The organism is Moraxella sp. K23, assembly GCF_041154765.1.
In the GTDB taxonomy this organism is placed as follows: Bacteria; Pseudomonadota; Gammaproteobacteria; order Pseudomonadales; family Moraxellaceae; genus Faucicola; species Faucicola tetraodonis.
Map to the genome: position 1 here is coordinate 559,517 of NZ_AP031595.1, position 17,986 is coordinate 577,502.

Consider the following 17,986-nt stretch of genomic DNA (forward strand, 5'->3'; position numbering starts at 1 on the left):
CTATAAGGTTTGCTGGCTTTGCTGGCAACGCTAAGCCTTATTTGTCCCGCTGAGCCCAAAACCTTAGAAACTGAAACCAAAACCTTAGTAACCGAGCCCAAATTTGCTTGACTTGCTAAGGTTTTTTTGTTCCTCAATTACCTTATAAAAAATCAGCTATCATGATAAGATAGCGTGCATAAATCAAAATAATTTTAAGGAATAACAATGTTAATTGAATTTACCAAAATGCATGGACTGGGGAATGACTTTATGGTCATTGACCTAGTCACACAGCGACTTCACTTGACCAAAGAGTTGGTAGCGTTGTTAGGGGATAGACACTTAGGCATTGGCTTTGACCAGTTGCTGATTGTTGAGCCGCCAAGCCGCCCTGATGTCGATTTTCGCTATCGTATTTTTAACAAAGATGGTAGCGAAGTGCAGCAATGCGGCAATGGCGCTAGATGTTTTGCCCGCTTTGTGCAGGCGCGTAAATTGTCATTTAAACAGCGTATTCGGGTGGAAACCGCCAGCGGTATTATCACCCTTAGCACCGATGATTATGGCTGGGTAAAAGTGGATATGGGAAAACCAAAATTCGAGCCCGATGAGATTCCTTTTACCCCCAAAACCATTACTAAAGTTCAAAACTCATACCGGCTAAATGTGGATGGTACGCCTGTGACACTCTATGTGGCGAATATGGGCAATCCCCATGCCGTCATCAAAGTGGATGATGTATTGACAGCAGAGGTGGAAAAACTCGGTAAAGCGATTGAGAGCCACCCTGCATTTCCGGAGCGCGTCAATGTTGGGTTTATGCAGGTGATGAATAATCGCCATATCCGGCTACGTGTGTATGAGCGCGGCGTGGGCGAAACGCAAGCTTGTGGCACGGGCGCGTGTGCTGCCGTTGCGACAGGGGTGCGTGAAGGCTGGCTAGATGAAGGCGTGGATATTCGAGCCCAGTTGTATGGTGGCAGTTTGGTGATTCGGTGGCAAGAAGGCTATCCTGTGTATATGACGGGTCCTGCCACCTTTGTGTATGAAGGGGTGTTTAGTCCTGAGGGTTTGATGGCAGGTGCGGGGCTGAAATTTGCGCCGGCACAATCAAGTGAGGAACATCGCTCAGATGAGGGACATCCTTACCATGAATAGCAGCCAACCTCGCTAACCGACACTATGCCAACTAGCCGTATCCCGAGTCAAGGGAAAAATAGTCAAGGGAAAAAGGGCAACCGTGTAGGCAAATCAGCAAACGATGATTTGCCCACGCACTTAACGCCGCATGAGGAAGTGACTCCGCTCAACACGGATGACCAAGCTTTGGTAGATCGCTGGCTGGCTGAGCTAAGCAGTAAGCGTTATAGCGCAGCGACCATCAAAAGTTATCGCCAAGCGCTACAGCCTTTTTTGGCGTATTGCTATGAGCAACATACCGCGCTTTGTCACATCACCCGTCAGCAATTATCAGACTTCCTAATTCGCCGATTGGATGTCGATAAAATATCCAAATCCAGTAGTCAATATGAACTGACCGTGTTGCGTCAACTTTATAAATGGTTGATTGCTCAGCAGCTGATGACACTAAATCCCACCACAACCATACGCCTTAAACGCGCCCCGAGACCCTTGCCCACGTTACTTGATATCGATGTATTATCACAGTTATTAGACCAAGCTGCGCCAGAAGATAGCCATGAAGCGCGGCTATGGATTCGCGATAAAGCCATGCTAGAATTGCTGTATGGCAGTGGTTTACGGGTCGGCGAGCTCGTGGGACTTAATATGTCTGATATCGACAAATCACAGCGGCTGTTGCGAGTACTCGGTAAAGGTGGAAAAACGCGCATCGTACCAATTGGCGAAAAAGCCTGGCAGGCACTCATCAACTATTTGCCGCATCGCTCGCTATGGGTGGAAGAGCAAGACCCTGCGGTATTTGTCAGTGAGCGTTATGGGACGCGTATCTCAACACGCACCGTGCAGCTGCGTATCAAGCTACAGGCCAAACGTGCCGGTATCGCACAAGATTTATACCCACATCTACTTAGACACTGTTTTGCGTCACATATTTTAAGTGATAGTGGTGATTTGCGTGGCGTTCAAGAACTGCTAGGGCACAGTGATATCAGTACCACACAGATTTATACCCATTTGGATTTTGGGCATTTATCGCAAGTGTATGACAAAGCGCATCCACGCTCACGGCGATAGCGCACAATAATAGGCAGGTTAAGCAATAATATTAAACATGAAAAAAATATTAAGCTTGAGCCCAGCCACATCAGCCTTAGCCATCTTAAGCATTTACCGCGCGGGTCAAATGCTCAGAAGTACGGCGAAGATTAAGGCTCAAGATAATCGCTAGGCCACGCAGGATCTCAACACCGATACGAGGATAATCTGATAACAGTCGCTCAAAATCAGCTCGAGACAAGGTGACAAGCGCACACAGGCTGGCGGCTTTAATGGTAGCGGAGCGAGTTAGTAAATCTAACAGTGCCATTTCACCGGTACTTTCGCCCGCCCGAATCTCCCCGACTTTAATTTCTGCCCCTGAAGGGCTGTATTTAATGACTGATAGCTCACCAATCAGCAAAAACGCCATAAAATCGCCATGCTCGCCTTCCGTAAATAACACTTCTTGCGGACTCAACTGTTTAAAATGTAGTGAGTTTTCGACCACTTGAAACATATAAGGATCAAGACGGCTAAAAATTGGGCTATTCTTTAAATATTCAAAAAGTGGATTATCCATTTTTCGCTTCAGGGTCGTTAGATATTATTTGCCATGATAGTCAATTTTTGACATTCGAGCAACGCAATATTCTGCCGAGTTATTTGCTGCGCATCCGCATCAAAGTCGGCAAAAATCACGCTCGGCGCTTGCTGTAATAGGGTTGTTTTATTAGTATTTTGGACAGCATTTTTGTCAAGCTCGGGGCGACTATCTGACTTAGGCAGCCAGCTTGCTGCTTTGGCAGATAAAGGTAAATTAGCTAAATTGTTGGTGATATCAACATCTCGGGTTACGGCATCGTTTGCTGCATCATTTGCTGCGTCGGTTATTTGGGTGAAAACGCGCTCACCATCACTACTGATAAATTCGCTATGCCCCCAAGTGCTGCGTACTTTGCTAGGCGCTGAGGGATTGACGACATGGTCACCCGTCTGACCTGCGCCAATGACCATGCATTGACTATCGAGCGCCCTTGCGGTGAGTAGCGCATGCCAATGTGCTTTACCTGTTTGGTAAGTAAACGCCGAAGGCGCTGTCAATATATCTGCGCCTAGTTCGCGTAGTTTGACCGCAAGGGTGGGGAAACGAATATCAAAACATACCATCATGCCGACTTTGCCAAACTCGGTATCCGCCACAATGAGCTCATTACCGGCTTCGAAGGTTCTACCTTCATCATAGTTGCCTGTGCTATCATTGACGGTGGCTTTGAACAAATGAATTTTGTCATAGCGCGCTAAGCAGTCGCCAGCAGGGTCAAATAATAGTGAGCTTTGCCGAAGTTTGCCATCAGCCACAGGCGTACCGTCAGGTCGATACGGGCAGGGCAAGGTACCTGCCAGCAGATACACACCATAGTGGCGGGCAGCCTGTGCCGACCAAGCTTTTAAGGCATCAAAATATTGACTGGCAAAACCTTGTTTGCCAAAACAAAAAGCGTTTTCTGGTAGAATCACCATGCGGGTGCCGCGTTCACTGGCAATTTTAATACCTAATTCAATAGATTGAAGATTTGCTAAGATATCGGTCTGGCTATTGAGTTCAACAATCGCAAATTTTTTCAGTTTTGTCATGGTGTGATTTCGTAAGCAAAAAATTTAGGAAAATTTGTGGGTACTGAAGCTAAGTAAAGCTAAGCACAGTTAAGCTAAGTGCAGATAATTAATATACGGCTGAATGTCAAAAAATACTAGCATATCTTGTTGAAACAATACTAAACTAGCAACCTAGCAGAGCATAGACACACCATAGACACACCATCTAAACTAACCTCATTAGAGTAAGGCTTAAAAAAACGCGTTATGAAAATTGGTATTGGGGCAAAGCTAACGACGGGGATGACACTCACCCCGCAAATGCAGCAGGCAATTCGCTTGCTGCAATTATCGAGTCTTGAGCTTGAACAAGAAGTGCAGCTTAAACTCGATAGCAACCCCCTGCTTGAGCGTGAAGAAGAGTGGGAGACGTCTTATGACGACGCCGATAACCTACCCGATGGCGAAAACTATCCAAAACAAGACATGGATAACGACTATGACTATGACGATGATGACTATCAAGTAGAAGGTGTTGAGTTGTCTGAAGCTGATTTGGATGACTATAACCGCCATGAAACTGAGGTGTTGGAAGATTATCTAGCGTCGGATGATTTTTATCCTGCTTCTGCTAGCCAAGATTATCCCGAGCACAGTGAACCCTCGGCAGTGCATGAGTATGCAAGTGATAGTTATAGTGACAGTTATGCAGACAGCGATTATCGCTATGATGAGGAATTTGGCTTAGACGGCATTGATAGTAGCGAGCATCTTAGCAGCCAGCAAATCGATATGCCGGTGGATGCACAGTGGGATGATATCTATAGCTATGAATCTTCGGCAGCCACTGGCATTGATAGCGAAAACAGTCAGGATGATTATAAGCTTGCTACGCAAGGAAATATTCAAGATTATGTCCGTTGGCAACTAAATTTAAGACGGCTCTCCACCATTGATATGCTGATGGCGGAGTATCTGATTGATAGCATGGACGAGCGCGGTTTTATCACGTTATCAAATGATGAGCTATTTCAAAGTTTTGATACCATGTTGTCATTTTATCAAGTTGAAAACGTGGACTTGGCGCTTGAAGACATTGAACTTGTGGTTAAGCAAATACAAAACTGCGAGCCACTGGGCGTTGGTGCGCGAAATTTGGCAGAATGCTTGCTGATTCAGCTAAATAAATTACCGAGTGATACTCCCTCTTGGCAAGCAGCCAAGCAAATCTTGATGCATTCAGAATTTTTTGCCAACAATAACATCAATGCCCTGCTTAAATCATCCAATCTCGACGTCTCTGAGATTCAGCCTGCGCTTGCCTTATTGCGCACATTAAACCCCAATCCTGCACTGTCTTATGAAAAATCACAGCGCCAGCTAGATAATGGCATTGAAAGCTACGACATTCCTGATGTCATTGTCGTGCAGCGTGGACAGCATTGGGAAGTCAGCTTAAACCCAGAGACTTTGCCAAAACTGCGTATTAACCAAGTGTATGCCAAGCTTGTCAATCGCAATGACAACAGCGAGCAAGGCGTTTATCTAAAAGAGCAGTTGTATGATGCGCGGCTGTTTATCCGTAGTATCGAAGAGCGTAATCAAAATCTACTAAAAGTTGCAACCTGTATCGTCAAACGTCAGCAGGCTTTTTTTGAGCAAGGCGTCATGGCAATGCAGCCGATGGTACTTAAAGATGTGGCAGATGAAGTCGGCTTACATGAGTCAACCGTTTCTCGTATTACTACCAGCAAAACCATTCTTACCCCCAAAGGGTTATTTAGCCTAAAATATTTCTTTTCAAGTCAAGTCAGTAGTGATGAGGGTGAAGGTGTCTCTTCAACCGCTATCAGCGCGATGATCAAGCAAATGATTGAGGCAGAAGACCCCAAAAAACCGCTATCTGATAGTAGTATTATGAAGCATTTGCAAGATAAAGGCATTGATATTGCCCGTCGTACCGTGACCAAATACCGGGAAGGTATGAACATCGGTTCTTCCACGCAGCGTAAAGTGCGGTTTTGACCGCAATGTTGTGATTAGATGGTCAGTCAAAATCTTTTCTAGCTGAATTCTCAAATTTAACTAAGCCGTCAAATATAACTCAACTTTCAAATTTAACTCAACGCTCGAACTGTTAACAAATCTCTTGGTATTTTGCTAAACAGCAATGGTTGATGGCATGCCCACCTTTTTGCATAATAGATTCATAAGGGATAAACCTTTTACGCAGTAACGTGGCTTAGCAATAATTGCTCAATAGCAACTATTTTTACTCCCAGTTATTTGAAGTGATATAAACCAAAATGATATAAACCAAGTTGCAAGGCTCTTTTAGCAACTTACTCTTGGTACACGGGTATGCTTGAACACTATAATTTGATTTTACTTTTTTTAGGGTTGGCGTTTTTAATCGGGGCATTCTTTCCTGTACTACCGCGCAAGCTTTCGCTATCCTTGCCTATGATACAAATTACCTTTGGCGCACTGCTAGGGTATTTTTTTATGGGGTTGCCTAGAATTAATCCGCTTAATTATGGCGTTCCTATCGAAAAAGTTACAGAAGTGGTGGTGCTGATTTCATTGGTCGGTTGTGGTATCAAACTTGATAGTCCGCTCAATTGGAAAACATGGCAACCGACCTTAAGGCTGTTGGTGATTGTGATGCCAGTGGGTATCGCCGCGATGGCATTGATGGGGCATTATATTTTTGGACTCAGTATGGCAGCGGCTATTTTGCTCGGTGCGGTGCTGGCGCCAACCGACCCTGTACTAGCGGCAAGCATCCAAGTCGGTCCACCCAACTCCAAACGACAGGAAGATGTGACCCGATTTACCCTCACGTCAGAGGCAGGTCTCAATGATGGACTGGCATTTCCGTTCGTGTATTTAGCCGTAGCGATTGCTACGGCAGTGTCACTCAATCAGGGTTTTGGTGCAGAAGATTGGCTGCATTGGTTGGGCTATGACGTGTTATGGCGAATCATTGCAGGGGTGGCTGCGGGTTACTGTGTTGGTAAGTTTTTGGCAAATTGGCTATTTACCAAGACACATCCGGATAAAGTCGAGCAAAGTTATATGGTATTAGCCTTGATGTTACTGGCTTATAGCATTACAGAGTTTGTGCATGGTTATGGTTTTATTGCAGTATTTGTGGCGGCCTTAACTTTTCGGCGTTCAGAATGTGAACATGAATATCATGAAGGCTTGCATGATTTTGCTGAGCAAATTGAAGGTTTGCTGATGTCGCTCGTGATGGTATTCTTGGGACTGCTCGTGGGTCAGGCGTTAGCGAGTGATGTTACTCTTAGCTGGCAAGTGTATGTGATATGTTTGGCGTTTATATTTTTGATACGTCCCATCGTAGGTTATTTTAGTCTAGGTAAACTGGGGATGAGTCGCAATGAACGCTGGGTAACGGCAGGACTAGGCATTCGCGGGATTGGTACATTGTATTATATCGCCTATGCGATGAATAAAGGCGTATTTACCAGTGATGAAGCGCTAAAAATTTGGGTGATTTGTGTGGTAATGATTGCAATGTCGGTGTTTTTACATGGGTTAACCGCCAATCGTTTATTAGCCATGACCAAAAATTAGTCGAATGCAAAAACAAAAAAGCAGGTAAGTTACCCGCTTTTTTTACGCTGCTAAGATTAGCCACCACCCACCGCTTGCACCACTTCAATGTTCATACCATCTTGCAAGGTGACATTTGCCAATTGGCTTTTTGGAATCAATTCACCGTTGATTTCAACAGCAAAACGACCTTGGGTTTGCCCCATTTCATCCAATAGTTGTAAGAGATTTTGATGTAACGTTTGTTTGACGTCACCATTTAGAGTCACTTGTGGCATTATTTCGCTTCCTGTTTTGTTACGCTTTCTGTCATGGTTAAATAGGGTTAAACTGATGAAGTGTGCTTAGCAACACTGATCGCAAGCCAAATCCATGCAATAATAAACAGCGTGCCGCCAATCGGGGTAATTGCCCCCAACCAGCGTGGCATACCTAGAGCCATTAAATATAGCGAACCTGTAAAAAGCACAATACCCAGTTGCATCACCCACGCGATAGTAGGCGATGTGAGATTTATACGCAATAACATACCAACAATCAATAACCCAAGCGCGTGATAAAAAAAGTATTGTGTACCCGTCTGCCACCAAGCCATTTGCTCGGCTGACAAACGTGGTTTAAGCCCATGTGCCGCAAAAGCCCCACAGGCGACCGCCACTGCCATATTTATCGCGCCAATACTTAGCCAATTCATGACAGTTAATCCAACTGCAAATGGGTATTGGCTAGCATGGCTTCTTTGATTTTATCCATGGCATTTTTTTCAATTTGACGTACCCGTTCCGCTGAGATATTATATTCTGCCGCCAACTCGTGCAAGGTCGCTTTTTGCTCATTGAGCCAGCGCTGCTGTACGATATCCCGCGAACGATCGTCTAAGTCTTCCATCGCTTCCATCAAGGCTGAATTGTTATTTTCTTCCCAATCAGCATCTTCTACCATATCGGCAGGGTCAGCCGCATCTTCTAAAAAATACTGCGGTGCATAGCGACCTTCGTCTTCATCATCACTTTGTGCTTCAAACGATGCATCATACGAAGTCAGACGGCTTTCCATCTCTAGCACTTGTTTGACGGTAACATTTAAGTCTTTGGCAATCGCTTCGGCTTCTTCGAGCGTTAACTGGTTGTTGGTTTTTTTCAGTGAGCGCAAGTTAAAAAATAGCTTGCGGTGCGCTTTGGTGGTTGCGACTTTGACGATACGCCAGTTACGAATCACAAACTCATGGATTTCAGCTTTGATCCAATGCACGGCAAAAGACACCAAACGCACACCTTTGTTTGGGTCAAAACGTTTCACTGCTTTCATCAAACCGACATTGCCTTCTTGAATCAAATCGCCTTGTGGCAAGCCATAGCCAGAGTAGCTGCGCGCAATGTGAATCACAAATCGCAGATGCGACATAACCAGCAGCCGTGCTGCTTCTACATCCCCTTCGTCAGTATAGCGATGCGCTAGCTCCTGTTCTTGCTCTGCCGTCAAAATAGGAATTTGATGAACCGCATTGATATACGCGCCTAAATTTACCCCAGGTGCAGATAACGCAGTCGGCATGGTAGGAACAAGCGCATTGGTCATGGCTTTCTTTTGACGGGATCGCGATGCAGTCTTTCGTGGTTTTTCAACAAACTCATCATCATAGTCGTCATCAGCCTCGTCCACCAACTCATCATAGTCATCATAACTATCAGGGAGCTGTGCAAGGTCAATATCGTCGTCATCTAAGCTATCAAAGTCTGGGCTATCAAAGTTTGGCTCGTCAAATTCATCGAGTTCGTCATCGTCGATGTCATCAAAGGCAGCGTGTGGGTCGTCACCCAGCTTAGCGTCAAGCTCGGTCGATTTTTTTGCGTTGGCAGTCTTTTTTATTGTCGTTGTTTTGGTCTTTGTAGCCATGAAATAGCCTGTCAATTTTCCTTTAATTTCTGTTATTTAGTATGCCCTAAAGCCAGCTTTTTTGTAAGAGGCGTTTAGCAACTTTTGGTTATGATCGAGTGAAAGATTGTGTCTGTTGTATTTTCAGACGGTGTGATTGATGTCTGCTGTACCAGTGTATATCCGCCGTGTTGACAAAAAGCTGCGATGTCACGCTTGCTGTTAGGGTCGGTTGCAGTCACATACACTGCATGACCCAACGCAGTCTTTTTTAGTGCCATTTTAAGTTTAAGCAGCGGCATCGGGCAGGCGAGTCCTTTACCATTTACATAGTGCTCAATTTGAGCATTGATGTTGAGATTGTTATGTTCGCCTGAGCGAAACAATCCCCAATCTTGGCAAAAAGCGTCATCTGAGAGTAAGGCAGGATTTAGCATAATCTGAGAAGAATCCGTCATGGTAATAAAATCGCTACTCGAAAATTCAAAGTGTGTTAGGTGGTTATTATAGGCTAAATTACAAGTGTAGACGATTGAGATAAATCAAAGTTAGGATTATATTTTTGAAAATTTAACCTTTACCCTACCTTAGTGGTCGGTAGATTGTAGCAAGATATCATTACAAAATTTGGCTTTTTAAAGCTGCTGAAATTTGTATATTGAGCAGTATTATTTAGCATTTACCTTTTTTTAAACACCATTTTTTTAAACATCATTCTAAGCTAATTCGCTGTCAAAGGTCGCGCATGCCCATCAATCCACTTGCTAGTTATTTATCTGCTAGTTATTTATTAAGAAAAACGCTCATAGTAGCTATATTAAGTACCCTATCAACGGGCGTGCTTGCTGTCGATAACTTTTCCTATCAAAGTGTGCCTGCTTTTAATCTAGTCATGATTGCAAGTGCTGAGCCTACCCAGGTCAATAGCCAATTAGCCTCTATGGACAATGGGCAAGCGCTCATCGATACCGAGCAAAATCGCCAAGTCGGTGAGTGGGCGCTTCGACAAATCAACGGCAATGCAGCGCTGATAAAAGACCCTTGGTTGCAGCAATCGCTTGAACAAATTGTGTGGCAAATCAATGCGGTGGCGGGTCTCAACGCACCCATGGGGCTGGTGATTATCAATGACAAGCAAATCAATGCCTTTGCAGTACCGTCTGGACTTATCGGCATCAATGTCGGTTTATTGGATAAAGCCAAAAGTCTGGATGAAATAGTGAGCGTCGTCGCGCATGAGATTGCTCATGTCAGCCAGCGCCATTATCAACATCGCAATGATGAAAAAACCAAACAGCTACTGATGCAGGCAGGCGGTCTTTTGGCGGGCGTTGCAGCATCCAAAGTCGGGGATGGTGATGCCGCTGCCGCTGTCATGCTAGGCTCTCAGGCGATGTCAGCCAACGCTGCTGCCTCCTATAGCCGCGGTCAAGAGCGAGAAGCCGACCGTATTGGCATGCAAATCATGAACCAAGCGGGCTATGATGTCAATGCCATGCCCAGTTTCTTTGCCACCCTAGACCAACAAAACCCTGTTAAAAGTAACACCTTGATTCCCAGTTTTATTTTAAGCCATCCGCTCACCGCAGATAGAATCAGTGAAGCAAGGGCACGAGTCGCAACTTATAAGCGTGATAGTCAGGCTAATATGGCATCAAACCGTTATCAATCTATTCAACAGCAGCGTGCGCAACTGTTTGAACAAATCCAGTGGCGTGCTCGCTACTATGGCTATCTAGTCAACAAAGCCGATTTGGAACAAGGGGCAAAAACGAGTGAAGGTGCCAAGCTTGCGCTGATTAATTATTATCTCGATAACGGACAACCCAAAGCGGCACAAAGCTTAATGCAGGATTTTGACGAGGACATCAACACACTCGCCAATCCGCTGGCAGTCGTGACATTTAGTCAGTTAGCTGCGCAGCAAGGCAATGTCGATGTGGCAATCGCTAAATTGCAGCAACTCGCTTCTGTGTATCCTGAGCGCACAGATGTGCCACGCTATCTGAGTGATATTTATTTAAAATATCGTCCTACTGCAGAAAGTGGTCAACAAGTATTAGCGCTACTTCAACCCTTATCCAAGCAAAATCCCCGTGATGTCATGCTGTGGGATCGATTGCAGCAAGCCAGTCAACTACTTGCAAAACATCGTAGCGGCGATGAGCAACTGATTCATCGCATCAATACATTACGCTATCGCGCGTATGGCGAGTTATGGCGCAATGAGCTAAAAGACGCGGTGACATCACTCACCCAAGCCAAATTGTTAGCAAAGCAGCTACCTAGTAACCAATCTTTGCTGGCACTGCTGAACCAGCAAATCAACCAAGTACAAGACGCCAATCAGTTTAAACCCTCTTAACGATTAGATGGTTAACGTAGGTTCATTATCTGTTGGCTCATCCTGCTCGGGTAGCGCCAACCAGTTGCCAAGTTTCAGTGAAAGTTCTTCGAGCCCAATCCTATCTTGGGCGGAAAATAATTGAATACTAAACGGCAATTTTAATTTATTAAGCTGATTGCGGGTTTGCTGTAACGTGTTTTTGGCAGCACCATATTTGAGCTTATCGGCTTTGGTTAATAGCACATGAACCTCAAGCTCACCATCTTTTGCCCAGTGTAGCATTTGCTCATCAAAGAATTTTAGTGGATGGCGAATGTCTGTGAGCAGCACTAAACCTGCGAGGCTTTTACGCGAAATTAGGTATTTTTCCAGCTCTGACTGCCATTCTTTTTTCATCGCCTCGGGCACGGCGGCATAGCCATACCCTGGCAAATCCACCAACCGCTGATCCAAATTGCCCATATTAAAAAAGTTAATCATTTGGGTGCGACCTGGGGTTTTGGAGGAGCGGGCTAACTGGCGCTGCTGGGTCAATGCATTAATGCAAGAGGACTTACCAGCATTTGAGCGGCCAGCAAAAGCAACTTCGCGACCCGTATCGGCAGGACACAGTTTGAAGGTAGGGGCAGACAGCATAAATTGGGTTTGATGCAACCAGCGTTTTGCCGCATCACTATCGTCAGTAATCGCAGTCGGCGCAAGGGTGTTAGTAAAATCCATCATCAGCACATAATCTTAATGTTAAAGCGCTATTGTATCAGCAAATACCCATAACCCAAAATTTTGAGCACTTGCTACCGCTGTTTTGTGAGATATTTTTTGTAGTGAAACCCGCTTGCCAACCTGCAAATGACTTTTACATGATTATCGAGTTATGGCATAATAATCAGCCATATCAATTATTCGATTATGGTTTTAATCATCACCATCACTGTAATCGACAAAACCCTCGGTGTTTTAAAATTATTTAGCTAACTTAAATGTCGTATTAGTCATATGATTAGCGTTCATTAGTAGGGTAGCCTACAAATTTTGCAGACAAGCGCATGGTTGTCTTGCTATAATATTGTAACTTAGTAGATACATTCACCAGTGTTAAAGCAATAAATATGTATGATGATAACTGGGTGTTGCTTTGATATTATAAGTAATGCCTTTGTCGCTAGCTCATTGTGAGTCATAACCAACACGCTTTAGTAGGAATTGTTACCGATGAAAAAAATACTCACTGCCGCAAGCCTTTTAATTGCCAGCGTAAGCGGTTCTGCAGCTGTTACCGTACCAAAATATGACATTGCCAAAGGTAAGGTTATTGCTGAATCAGTTTGTGGTGCTTGTCATGGCGTCAATGGTGTTAGTAGTGTTCCTGCACAGCCTAACCTTGGCGGACAAAACGTTAAGTATCTCTATAAACAGCTAACCGAATTCAAATCAGGCGCGCGTGTCAATCCTATCATGTCAGCGCAAGTGGCAAAATTGAATGACCAAGACATGGCAAATGTGGCAGGTTATTATGCAAGCCAACCACGTTGGGGGGTAGGTTATGCCAATCCTGCTTACGCTCCCGTGGCACAAAAATTGTATTATGGTGGTAATAGCACGCGCGGTGTGATTCCTTGTGCAGGCTGTCATGGTGGTAAAGCCAATGGTAACGATTTAGCCGCTTTTCCACGTATTGGGGGTCAGCATTCAGCCTATATCGCGACCCAATTAAAACTATTCCGTGCGGCAGGTCGTGAAGACGAGGTGACCGACCCATCACAAGTGCGTGTGAATGATGCCGCTAAAAAAGGCGATAAAGGCATGATGCAAATCGTAGCCTCAAAATTATCGGATAACGATATCAAAGTATTGTCTGACTATATCAGCGGTCTACACTAGCATCTATTGAGGTATAATTTAGCCAAGCTTAGCGCTTGGCTTTTTTTATTGTCTAAAATGACCTAAACCCCTAATGAATTTTATTGGTAAATTAACTGGTTAACAAAAGCTTACGCATAAAAAAAGAGCCACCGAAGTGACTCTTTTGTGTGCTTACTAACGATTAGTCGTTAACTTTAGCAACAACACCCGCACCTACAGTACGGCCACCTTCACGGATTGCAAAGCGTAAGCCTTGGTCCATTGCGATTGGGTGGATTAGCTCTACGTTCATTTCAACGTTATCGCCAGGCATTACCATCTCTGTACCTTCTGGTAATTGGATTGCGCCAGTTACGTCAGTGGTACGGAAGTAGAATTGTGGACGGTAACCATTTAAGAATGGGGTGTGACGACCACCTTCTTCTTTTGATAGTACGTATACTTCTGCGTCAAATTTGGTGTGTGGTTTGATTGAACCTGGTTTAGCCAATACTTGACCACGTTGTACGTCTTCACGTTTGGTACCACGTAGTAGTACACCACAGTTCTCGCCTGCACGACCTTCGTCTAGCAGTTTACGGAACATTTCAACGCCAGTACAGGTGGTTTTTGCGGTTGGTTTGATACCAACGATTTCAATTTCTTCACCAACTTTGATGACGCCTGATTCTACACGACCTGTTACGACTGTACCACGACCAGAGATTGAGAATACGTCTTCGATTGGCATCAAGAATGGTTTGTCAATCGCACGTTCTGGTTCTGGGATGTAGCTGTCTAGGGTGTCAAGTAGTTCTAGTACGGCTGGTTCACCGTATTTGCCTTCGCCACCGTTTAGGGCTTCTAGGGCAGAACCTTTGATGATTGGGGTGTCATCGCCAGGAAAGTCGTAGCTTGATAGTAGTTCACGTACTTCCATTTCGACAAGTTCTAGTAGTTCTTCGTCATCAACCATGTCACATTTGTTCATGAATACCATGATGTATGGTACACCTACTTGGCGTGATAGTAGGATGTGTTCACGGGTTTGTGGCATTGGGCCGTCAGTGGCTGATACGACTAGGATGGCGCCGTCCATCTGTGCGGCACCAGTGATCATGTTTTTAACATAGTCAGCATGGCCAGGACAGTCTACGTGTGCGTAGTGACGTGCTTGGGTGTCATATTCAATGTGTGAGGTGTTGATGGTGATACCACGGGCTTTTTCTTCAGGGGCTGAGTCAATTGACGCGTAGTCTTTGGCTTCACCACCGTTGTGTTTTGCTGCTACGGTCGCAATCGCAGCTGTTAGGGTTGTTTTACCATGGTCAACGTGTCCAATGGTGCCTACGTTAACGTGTGGTTTAGTACGTTCAAACTTGGCCTTTGCCATAATTTAATCCTCTTTTGTTAATATTAACCCAATGTCTTAGGTCATTTACTTTATTATCAACGCTTATAGGTTATGAAAATTTGACCCATTAAATTTAACAGGTCAAATTAGCTAACTTATAATTTTTTTCAGTGTCGAATAGGATAGAAGAATTTGACTGGTTTTAACAATCAAATTACCCATCAAATTTATTCGTCATCATCTTTATGAGTGAATTTTTTGATGATTTCATCAGCAACGTTACGCGGTGTCTCAGCGTATTTTGCAAACTCCATTGAGTAGGTTGCACGACCTTGAGACATTGAACGTAATTGGGTTGCATAACCAAACATCTCGGCTAGTGGTACTTCAGCACGGATTTGTTTAACACCGCCAAACATGTCATCCATACCTTGCACCATACCGCGGCGACGGTTTAAGTCACCCATAATATCACCCATGTAGTCTTCAGGTGTTTCAACTTCTACTTTCATGACTGGCTCAAGTAGAACAGGGTTTGCATTCATAAAGCCTTTACGGAATGCCATTGAACCTGCCATTTTGAACGACAACTCATCTGAGTCAACGTCATGGTATGAACCATCATACAGTGTTGCTTTAATACCAACGACTGGGTAACCTGCAAGAACACCATTTTTCATACGTTCTTGAATACCTTTGTCTACTGCACCAAAGTACTCTTTTGGTACCACACCACCAACAACTTCTTCAGCAAATTCATATTCTTTGCCGTCAGCCGTGTCAAGTGGCTCAAGACGTAACCATACGTGACCGAATTTACCACGACCACCAGTTTGGCGTACGAATTTACCTTCTTGTTCAACGGTAGTGCGAATCGTTTCACGGTAAGCTACTTGTGGTGCACCCACGTTGGCTTCAACGCTAAACTCACGTTTCATACGGTCAACAAGAATTTCTAAGTGAAGCTCACCCATACCGCTGATGATAGTCTGACCAGATTCTTCATCGGTGTGAACACGGAATGAAGGGTCTTCTTTTGCCAAACGGTTAAGCGCGATTGACATTTTTTCTTGGTCAGCTTTGGTTTTTGGTTCCACTGCCAATGAAATAACAGGATCTGGGAATTCCATGCGCTCAAGCGTAATGATATTGTTTTCGTCACATAGGGTATCACCCGTTGTTACATCTTTTAGACCTACAAATGCAACGATGTCACCTGCGCGAACTTCATCCACTTCTTTTTGTGAGTTAGCGTGCATCTCAACGATACGACCAATACGCTCACGTTTCATTTTCACTGGGTTATAAACAGAATCACCTTGTTTAGCAACACCTGAATAAACACGTACGAAAGTTAAGTTACCCACGTATTTGTCATTCATAATTTTGAACGCAAGACCAGCAAATGGTGCATCATCCGATGATTCACGAGTTGCTTCAGTTTCAGCTTTGTCATCTAACACACCTTTGATCGCATCAACGTCATTTGGTGCTGGTAAGAATTCGATAACCGCGTCAAGCATACGTTGTACGCCTTTGTTTTTAAACGCCGTACCACAAAGCATTGGTTGAATTTCGCCCGCTAGGGTACGTCCACGTAAACCTGCTACGATATCTTCACGTGATAAATCACCTTCTTCTAGGTATTTATCCATCAACTCTTCTGAAGATTCAGCAGCTGCCTCAACCATGTTGTTACGCCATTCATCGACGGTATCAGCTAAGTCAGCAGGAATTTCTGCGTATTCAAATTTCATACCTTGAGAAGCGACATCCCAAATGATGGCTTTCATTTCTAGAAGGTCAACAACCCCTTCAAAAGTATCTTCTGCACCGATTGGCACAACTACAGGTACTGGGTTACCCCCAAGACGTTGTTTTACTTGGTCAACAACGCGGAAGAAGTTTGCCCCTGTACGGTCCATTTTGTTTACGAACGCAAGACGCGGTACTTTATACTTGTTCGCTTGACGCCATACTGTTTCTGACTGAGGCTGTACACCACCAACCGCACAGTAAACCATACAGGCACCGTCAAGTACACGCATTGAACGTTCTACTTCAATGGTGAAGTCAACGTGACCGGGGGTGTCAATGATGTTAATACGATGCTCTGGGAATTGATGCGCCATGCCAGACCAGAAACAAGTCGTTGCCGCTGAGGTAATAGTAATACCACGCTCTTGCTCTTGTTCCATCCAGTCCATGGTTGCAGCACCTTCATGCACTTCACCTAGCTTATGGTTTTTACCTGTATAAAACAAAATACGTTCAGTTGTTGTCGTTTTACCCGCATCAATATGTGCAGAGATACCGATATTACGGTAGCGATTCAAGGGTGTTGTACGTGCCATAGTTAATTCCTAAGGACTAAAGATTAAAATTATTCCATTATCAATAAACAGTTATGTCTTAAAATGAATAATAATTAGTTTTAACGTTTGATTGAAAGATCGACAACCAACTAGATAAAAGAAAGCCTTACTCTTGACATAAGTGCTGTATGATAAGAGCTTGCCATGACAAATGCATGACAAGCTTCTTTTTCAATATGCAATATTGGGCTAAATTTGCAAACTTCAAGTCACCCAATATCATCTATCTATTATAAGCTAATTGCTACCTAGGTGATAGCAATCAGTATCAATTAGAAACGATAGTGTGAGAACGCTTTATTTGCGTCAGCCATACGGTGAACTTCGTCACGTTTTTTCAGTGCATTACCTTTGCCATCAGCCGCGTCTAGCAATTCACCTGCTAAACGTAAAGCCATAGATTTTTCAGAACGTTTTGCAGCCGCATCAACTAACCAACGCATTGCTAATGCAGTACGACGGGAGGGACGTACTTCCATAGGAACTTGGTAGGTAGCACCACCCACACGGCGAGCTTTTACTTCCACCATTGGGCGAACTCTTTCTAACGTATCTTCAAAAAACTGGACAGGATCAACGCCCGAGTTTTTTTCTACAACACGGTCTAATGCACCGTATACGATTGATTCTGCAACTGATTTTTTACCGTCAACCATTACATGGTTAATGAATTTAGCAAGTGTTTTGCTACCAAATTTAGGATCTGGTAGGATTTCACGGGCAGCGATGACACGACGTCTAGGCATGATAATTTCCTTGTGTATTCAGGGTAGTCTGGTAGCTAAGCGGTTGCTTTTCACCAGCCTTACTGCATAGTGTTGCAAAACTATAATCAACTATGCAAACAATGTTAAA

The 17,986-nt window shown here is 44.2% G+C and carries 16 protein-coding genes; 6 read left to right on the forward strand and 10 right to left on the reverse strand.

Features of this window, described 5'->3' with window-relative positions:
• Window positions 1–207 precede the first annotated feature (207 nt).
• Window positions 208–1,140: a diaminopimelate epimerase gene (gene dapF, locus ACAM37_RS02490; protein WP_096489232.1), complete on the forward strand. Its 933-nt coding sequence runs from the start codon at window positions 208–210 to the stop codon at window positions 1,138–1,140.
• Between the two features lie 24 nt (window positions 1,141–1,164).
• Window positions 1,165–2,199 carry a tyrosine recombinase XerC gene (locus ACAM37_RS02495; RefSeq protein ID WP_369626462.1) on the forward strand — a complete coding sequence of 345 codons (1,035 nt, stop codon included), beginning with the start codon at window positions 1,165–1,167 and terminating at the stop codon, window positions 2,197–2,199.
• A gap of 85 nt (window positions 2,200–2,284) precedes the next feature.
• Here ACAM37_RS02495 and ACAM37_RS02500 read toward each other — a convergent pair whose 3' ends face one another.
• Together ACAM37_RS02500 and ACAM37_RS02505 are read right to left on the reverse strand one after the other, a co-directional pair.
• Window positions 2,285–2,743, reverse strand: a complete 459-nt coding sequence (locus ACAM37_RS02500) for a cyclic nucleotide-binding domain-containing protein (protein ID WP_096489230.1) — start codon at window positions 2,741–2,743, stop codon at window positions 2,285–2,287.
• Window positions 2,744–2,760: 17 nt separating this feature from the next.
• Complete coding sequence (locus tag ACAM37_RS02505) at window positions 2,761–3,798, reverse strand: nitrilase-related carbon-nitrogen hydrolase (RefSeq protein WP_369626463.1); 1,038 nt, start codon at window positions 3,796–3,798, stop codon at window positions 2,761–2,763.
• Between the two features lie 228 nt (window positions 3,799–4,026).
• On the opposite strand from ACAM37_RS02505, the gene ACAM37_RS02510 reads away from it, so the two are divergent.
• On the forward strand, window positions 4,027–5,784 hold the full coding sequence (locus ACAM37_RS02510) for an RNA polymerase factor sigma-54 (protein ID WP_369626464.1): 1,758 nt from the start codon (window positions 4,027–4,029) through the stop codon (window positions 5,782–5,784).
• Window positions 5,785–6,120: 336 nt separating this feature from the next.
• Complete coding sequence (locus ACAM37_RS02515; RefSeq protein WP_369626465.1) at window positions 6,121–7,359, forward strand: cation:proton antiporter; 1,239 nt, start codon at window positions 6,121–6,123, stop codon at window positions 7,357–7,359.
• Window positions 7,360–7,415: 56 nt separating this feature from the next.
• Here the strand turns inward: ACAM37_RS02515 and thiS are convergent, their stop codons facing one another.
• The 4 genes from thiS to ACAM37_RS02535 form a co-directional block, all read right to left on the reverse strand.
• Window positions 7,416–7,616 (reverse strand): sulfur carrier protein ThiS, encoded by a 201-nt coding sequence (gene thiS, locus ACAM37_RS02520; protein WP_060995472.1) that lies wholly within the window; start codon window positions 7,614–7,616, stop codon window positions 7,416–7,418.
• A 47-nt stretch (window positions 7,617–7,663) separates the two neighbouring features.
• Window positions 7,664–8,032, reverse strand: a complete 369-nt coding sequence (locus tag ACAM37_RS02525) for a DUF423 domain-containing protein (RefSeq protein ID WP_159676581.1) — start codon at window positions 8,030–8,032, stop codon at window positions 7,664–7,666.
• Window positions 8,033–8,037: 5 nt separating this feature from the next.
• Entirely contained in the window at window positions 8,038–9,234 is a 1,197-nt protein-coding gene (gene rpoH, locus ACAM37_RS02530; protein ID WP_369626466.1) for an RNA polymerase sigma factor RpoH, read from the reverse strand.
• A 74-nt stretch (window positions 9,235–9,308) separates the two neighbouring features.
• Entirely contained in the window at window positions 9,309–9,671 is a 363-nt protein-coding gene (locus tag ACAM37_RS02535) for a sulfurtransferase TusA family protein (protein ID WP_369626467.1), read from the reverse strand.
• Between the two features lie 287 nt (window positions 9,672–9,958).
• On the opposite strand from ACAM37_RS02535, the gene ACAM37_RS02540 reads away from it, so the two are divergent.
• The gene (locus ACAM37_RS02540) at window positions 9,959–11,578 is read left to right on the forward strand and encodes a M48 family metalloprotease (protein WP_369626468.1); all 1,620 of its coding nucleotides are present in this window, start codon (window positions 9,959–9,961) and stop codon (window positions 11,576–11,578) included.
• Window positions 11,579–11,581: 3 nt separating this feature from the next.
• Here the strand turns inward: ACAM37_RS02540 and yihA are convergent, their stop codons facing one another.
• On the reverse strand, window positions 11,582–12,283 hold the full coding sequence (gene yihA / locus ACAM37_RS02545; protein WP_264755010.1) for a ribosome biogenesis GTP-binding protein YihA/YsxC: 702 nt from the start codon (window positions 12,281–12,283) through the stop codon (window positions 11,582–11,584).
• A 489-nt stretch (window positions 12,284–12,772) separates the two neighbouring features.
• Here yihA and ACAM37_RS02550 point away from each other — a divergent pair, with 489 nt between their 5' ends.
• Window positions 12,773–13,441 carry a c-type cytochrome gene (locus tag ACAM37_RS02550; protein WP_099808361.1) on the forward strand — a complete coding sequence of 223 codons (669 nt, stop codon included), beginning with the start codon at window positions 12,773–12,775 and terminating at the stop codon, window positions 13,439–13,441.
• Between the two features lie 163 nt (window positions 13,442–13,604).
• Here the strand turns inward: ACAM37_RS02550 and tuf are convergent, their stop codons facing one another.
• The 3 genes from tuf to rpsG form a co-directional block, all read right to left on the reverse strand.
• Window positions 13,605–14,795 (reverse strand): elongation factor Tu, encoded by a 1,191-nt coding sequence (tuf, locus tag ACAM37_RS02555; protein WP_007117403.1) that lies wholly within the window; start codon window positions 14,793–14,795, stop codon window positions 13,605–13,607.
• Window positions 14,796–14,983: 188 nt separating this feature from the next.
• Window positions 14,984–17,110, reverse strand: coding sequence for an elongation factor G (gene fusA, locus ACAM37_RS02560; RefSeq protein WP_353551037.1), 2,127 nt, complete (start codon window positions 17,108–17,110; stop codon window positions 14,984–14,986).
• Window positions 17,111–17,403: 293 nt separating this feature from the next.
• Complete coding sequence (rpsG, locus tag ACAM37_RS02565; protein WP_007116467.1) at window positions 17,404–17,877, reverse strand: 30S ribosomal protein S7; 474 nt, start codon at window positions 17,875–17,877, stop codon at window positions 17,404–17,406.
• Window positions 17,878–17,986 lie beyond the last annotated feature (109 nt).

Excerpts from the sequence above, each read along its gene's own strand:
- dapF (WP_096489232.1), top strand. The coding sequence starts at position 208 with ATGTTAATTGAATTTACCAAAATGCATGGACTGGGGAATGACTTTATG.
- ACAM37_RS02495 (WP_369626462.1), top strand. The coding sequence starts at position 1,165 with ATGCCAACTAGCCGTATCCCGAGTCAAGGGAAAAATAGTCAAGGGAAA.
- ACAM37_RS02500 (WP_096489230.1), bottom strand. The coding sequence starts at position 2,743 with ATGGATAATCCACTTTTTGAATATTTAAAGAATAGCCCAATTTTTAGC.
- ACAM37_RS02505 (WP_369626463.1), bottom strand. The coding sequence starts at position 3,798 with ATGACAAAACTGAAAAAATTTGCGATTGTTGAACTCAATAGCCAGACC.
- ACAM37_RS02510 (WP_369626464.1), top strand. The coding sequence starts at position 4,027 with ATGAAAATTGGTATTGGGGCAAAGCTAACGACGGGGATGACACTCACC.
- ACAM37_RS02515 (WP_369626465.1), top strand. The coding sequence starts at position 6,121 with ATGCTTGAACACTATAATTTGATTTTACTTTTTTTAGGGTTGGCGTTT.
- thiS (WP_060995472.1), bottom strand. The coding sequence starts at position 7,616 with ATGCCACAAGTGACTCTAAATGGTGACGTCAAACAAACGTTACATCAA.
- ACAM37_RS02525 (WP_159676581.1), bottom strand. The coding sequence starts at position 8,032 with ATGAATTGGCTAAGTATTGGCGCGATAAATATGGCAGTGGCGGTCGCC.
- rpoH (WP_369626466.1), bottom strand. The coding sequence starts at position 9,234 with ATGGCTACAAAGACCAAAACAACGACAATAAAAAAGACTGCCAACGCA.
- ACAM37_RS02535 (WP_369626467.1), bottom strand. The coding sequence starts at position 9,671 with ATGACGGATTCTTCTCAGATTATGCTAAATCCTGCCTTACTCTCAGAT.
- ACAM37_RS02540 (WP_369626468.1), top strand. The coding sequence starts at position 9,959 with ATGCCCATCAATCCACTTGCTAGTTATTTATCTGCTAGTTATTTATTA.
- yihA (WP_264755010.1), bottom strand. The coding sequence starts at position 12,283 with ATGATGGATTTTACTAACACCCTTGCGCCGACTGCGATTACTGACGAT.
- ACAM37_RS02550 (WP_099808361.1), top strand. The coding sequence starts at position 12,773 with ATGAAAAAAATACTCACTGCCGCAAGCCTTTTAATTGCCAGCGTAAGC.
- tuf (WP_007117403.1), bottom strand. The coding sequence starts at position 14,795 with ATGGCAAAGGCCAAGTTTGAACGTACTAAACCACACGTTAACGTAGGC.
- fusA (WP_353551037.1), bottom strand. The coding sequence starts at position 17,110 with ATGGCACGTACAACACCCTTGAATCGCTACCGTAATATCGGTATCTCT.
- rpsG (WP_007116467.1), bottom strand. The coding sequence starts at position 17,877 with ATGCCTAGACGTCGTGTCATCGCTGCCCGTGAAATCCTACCAGATCCT.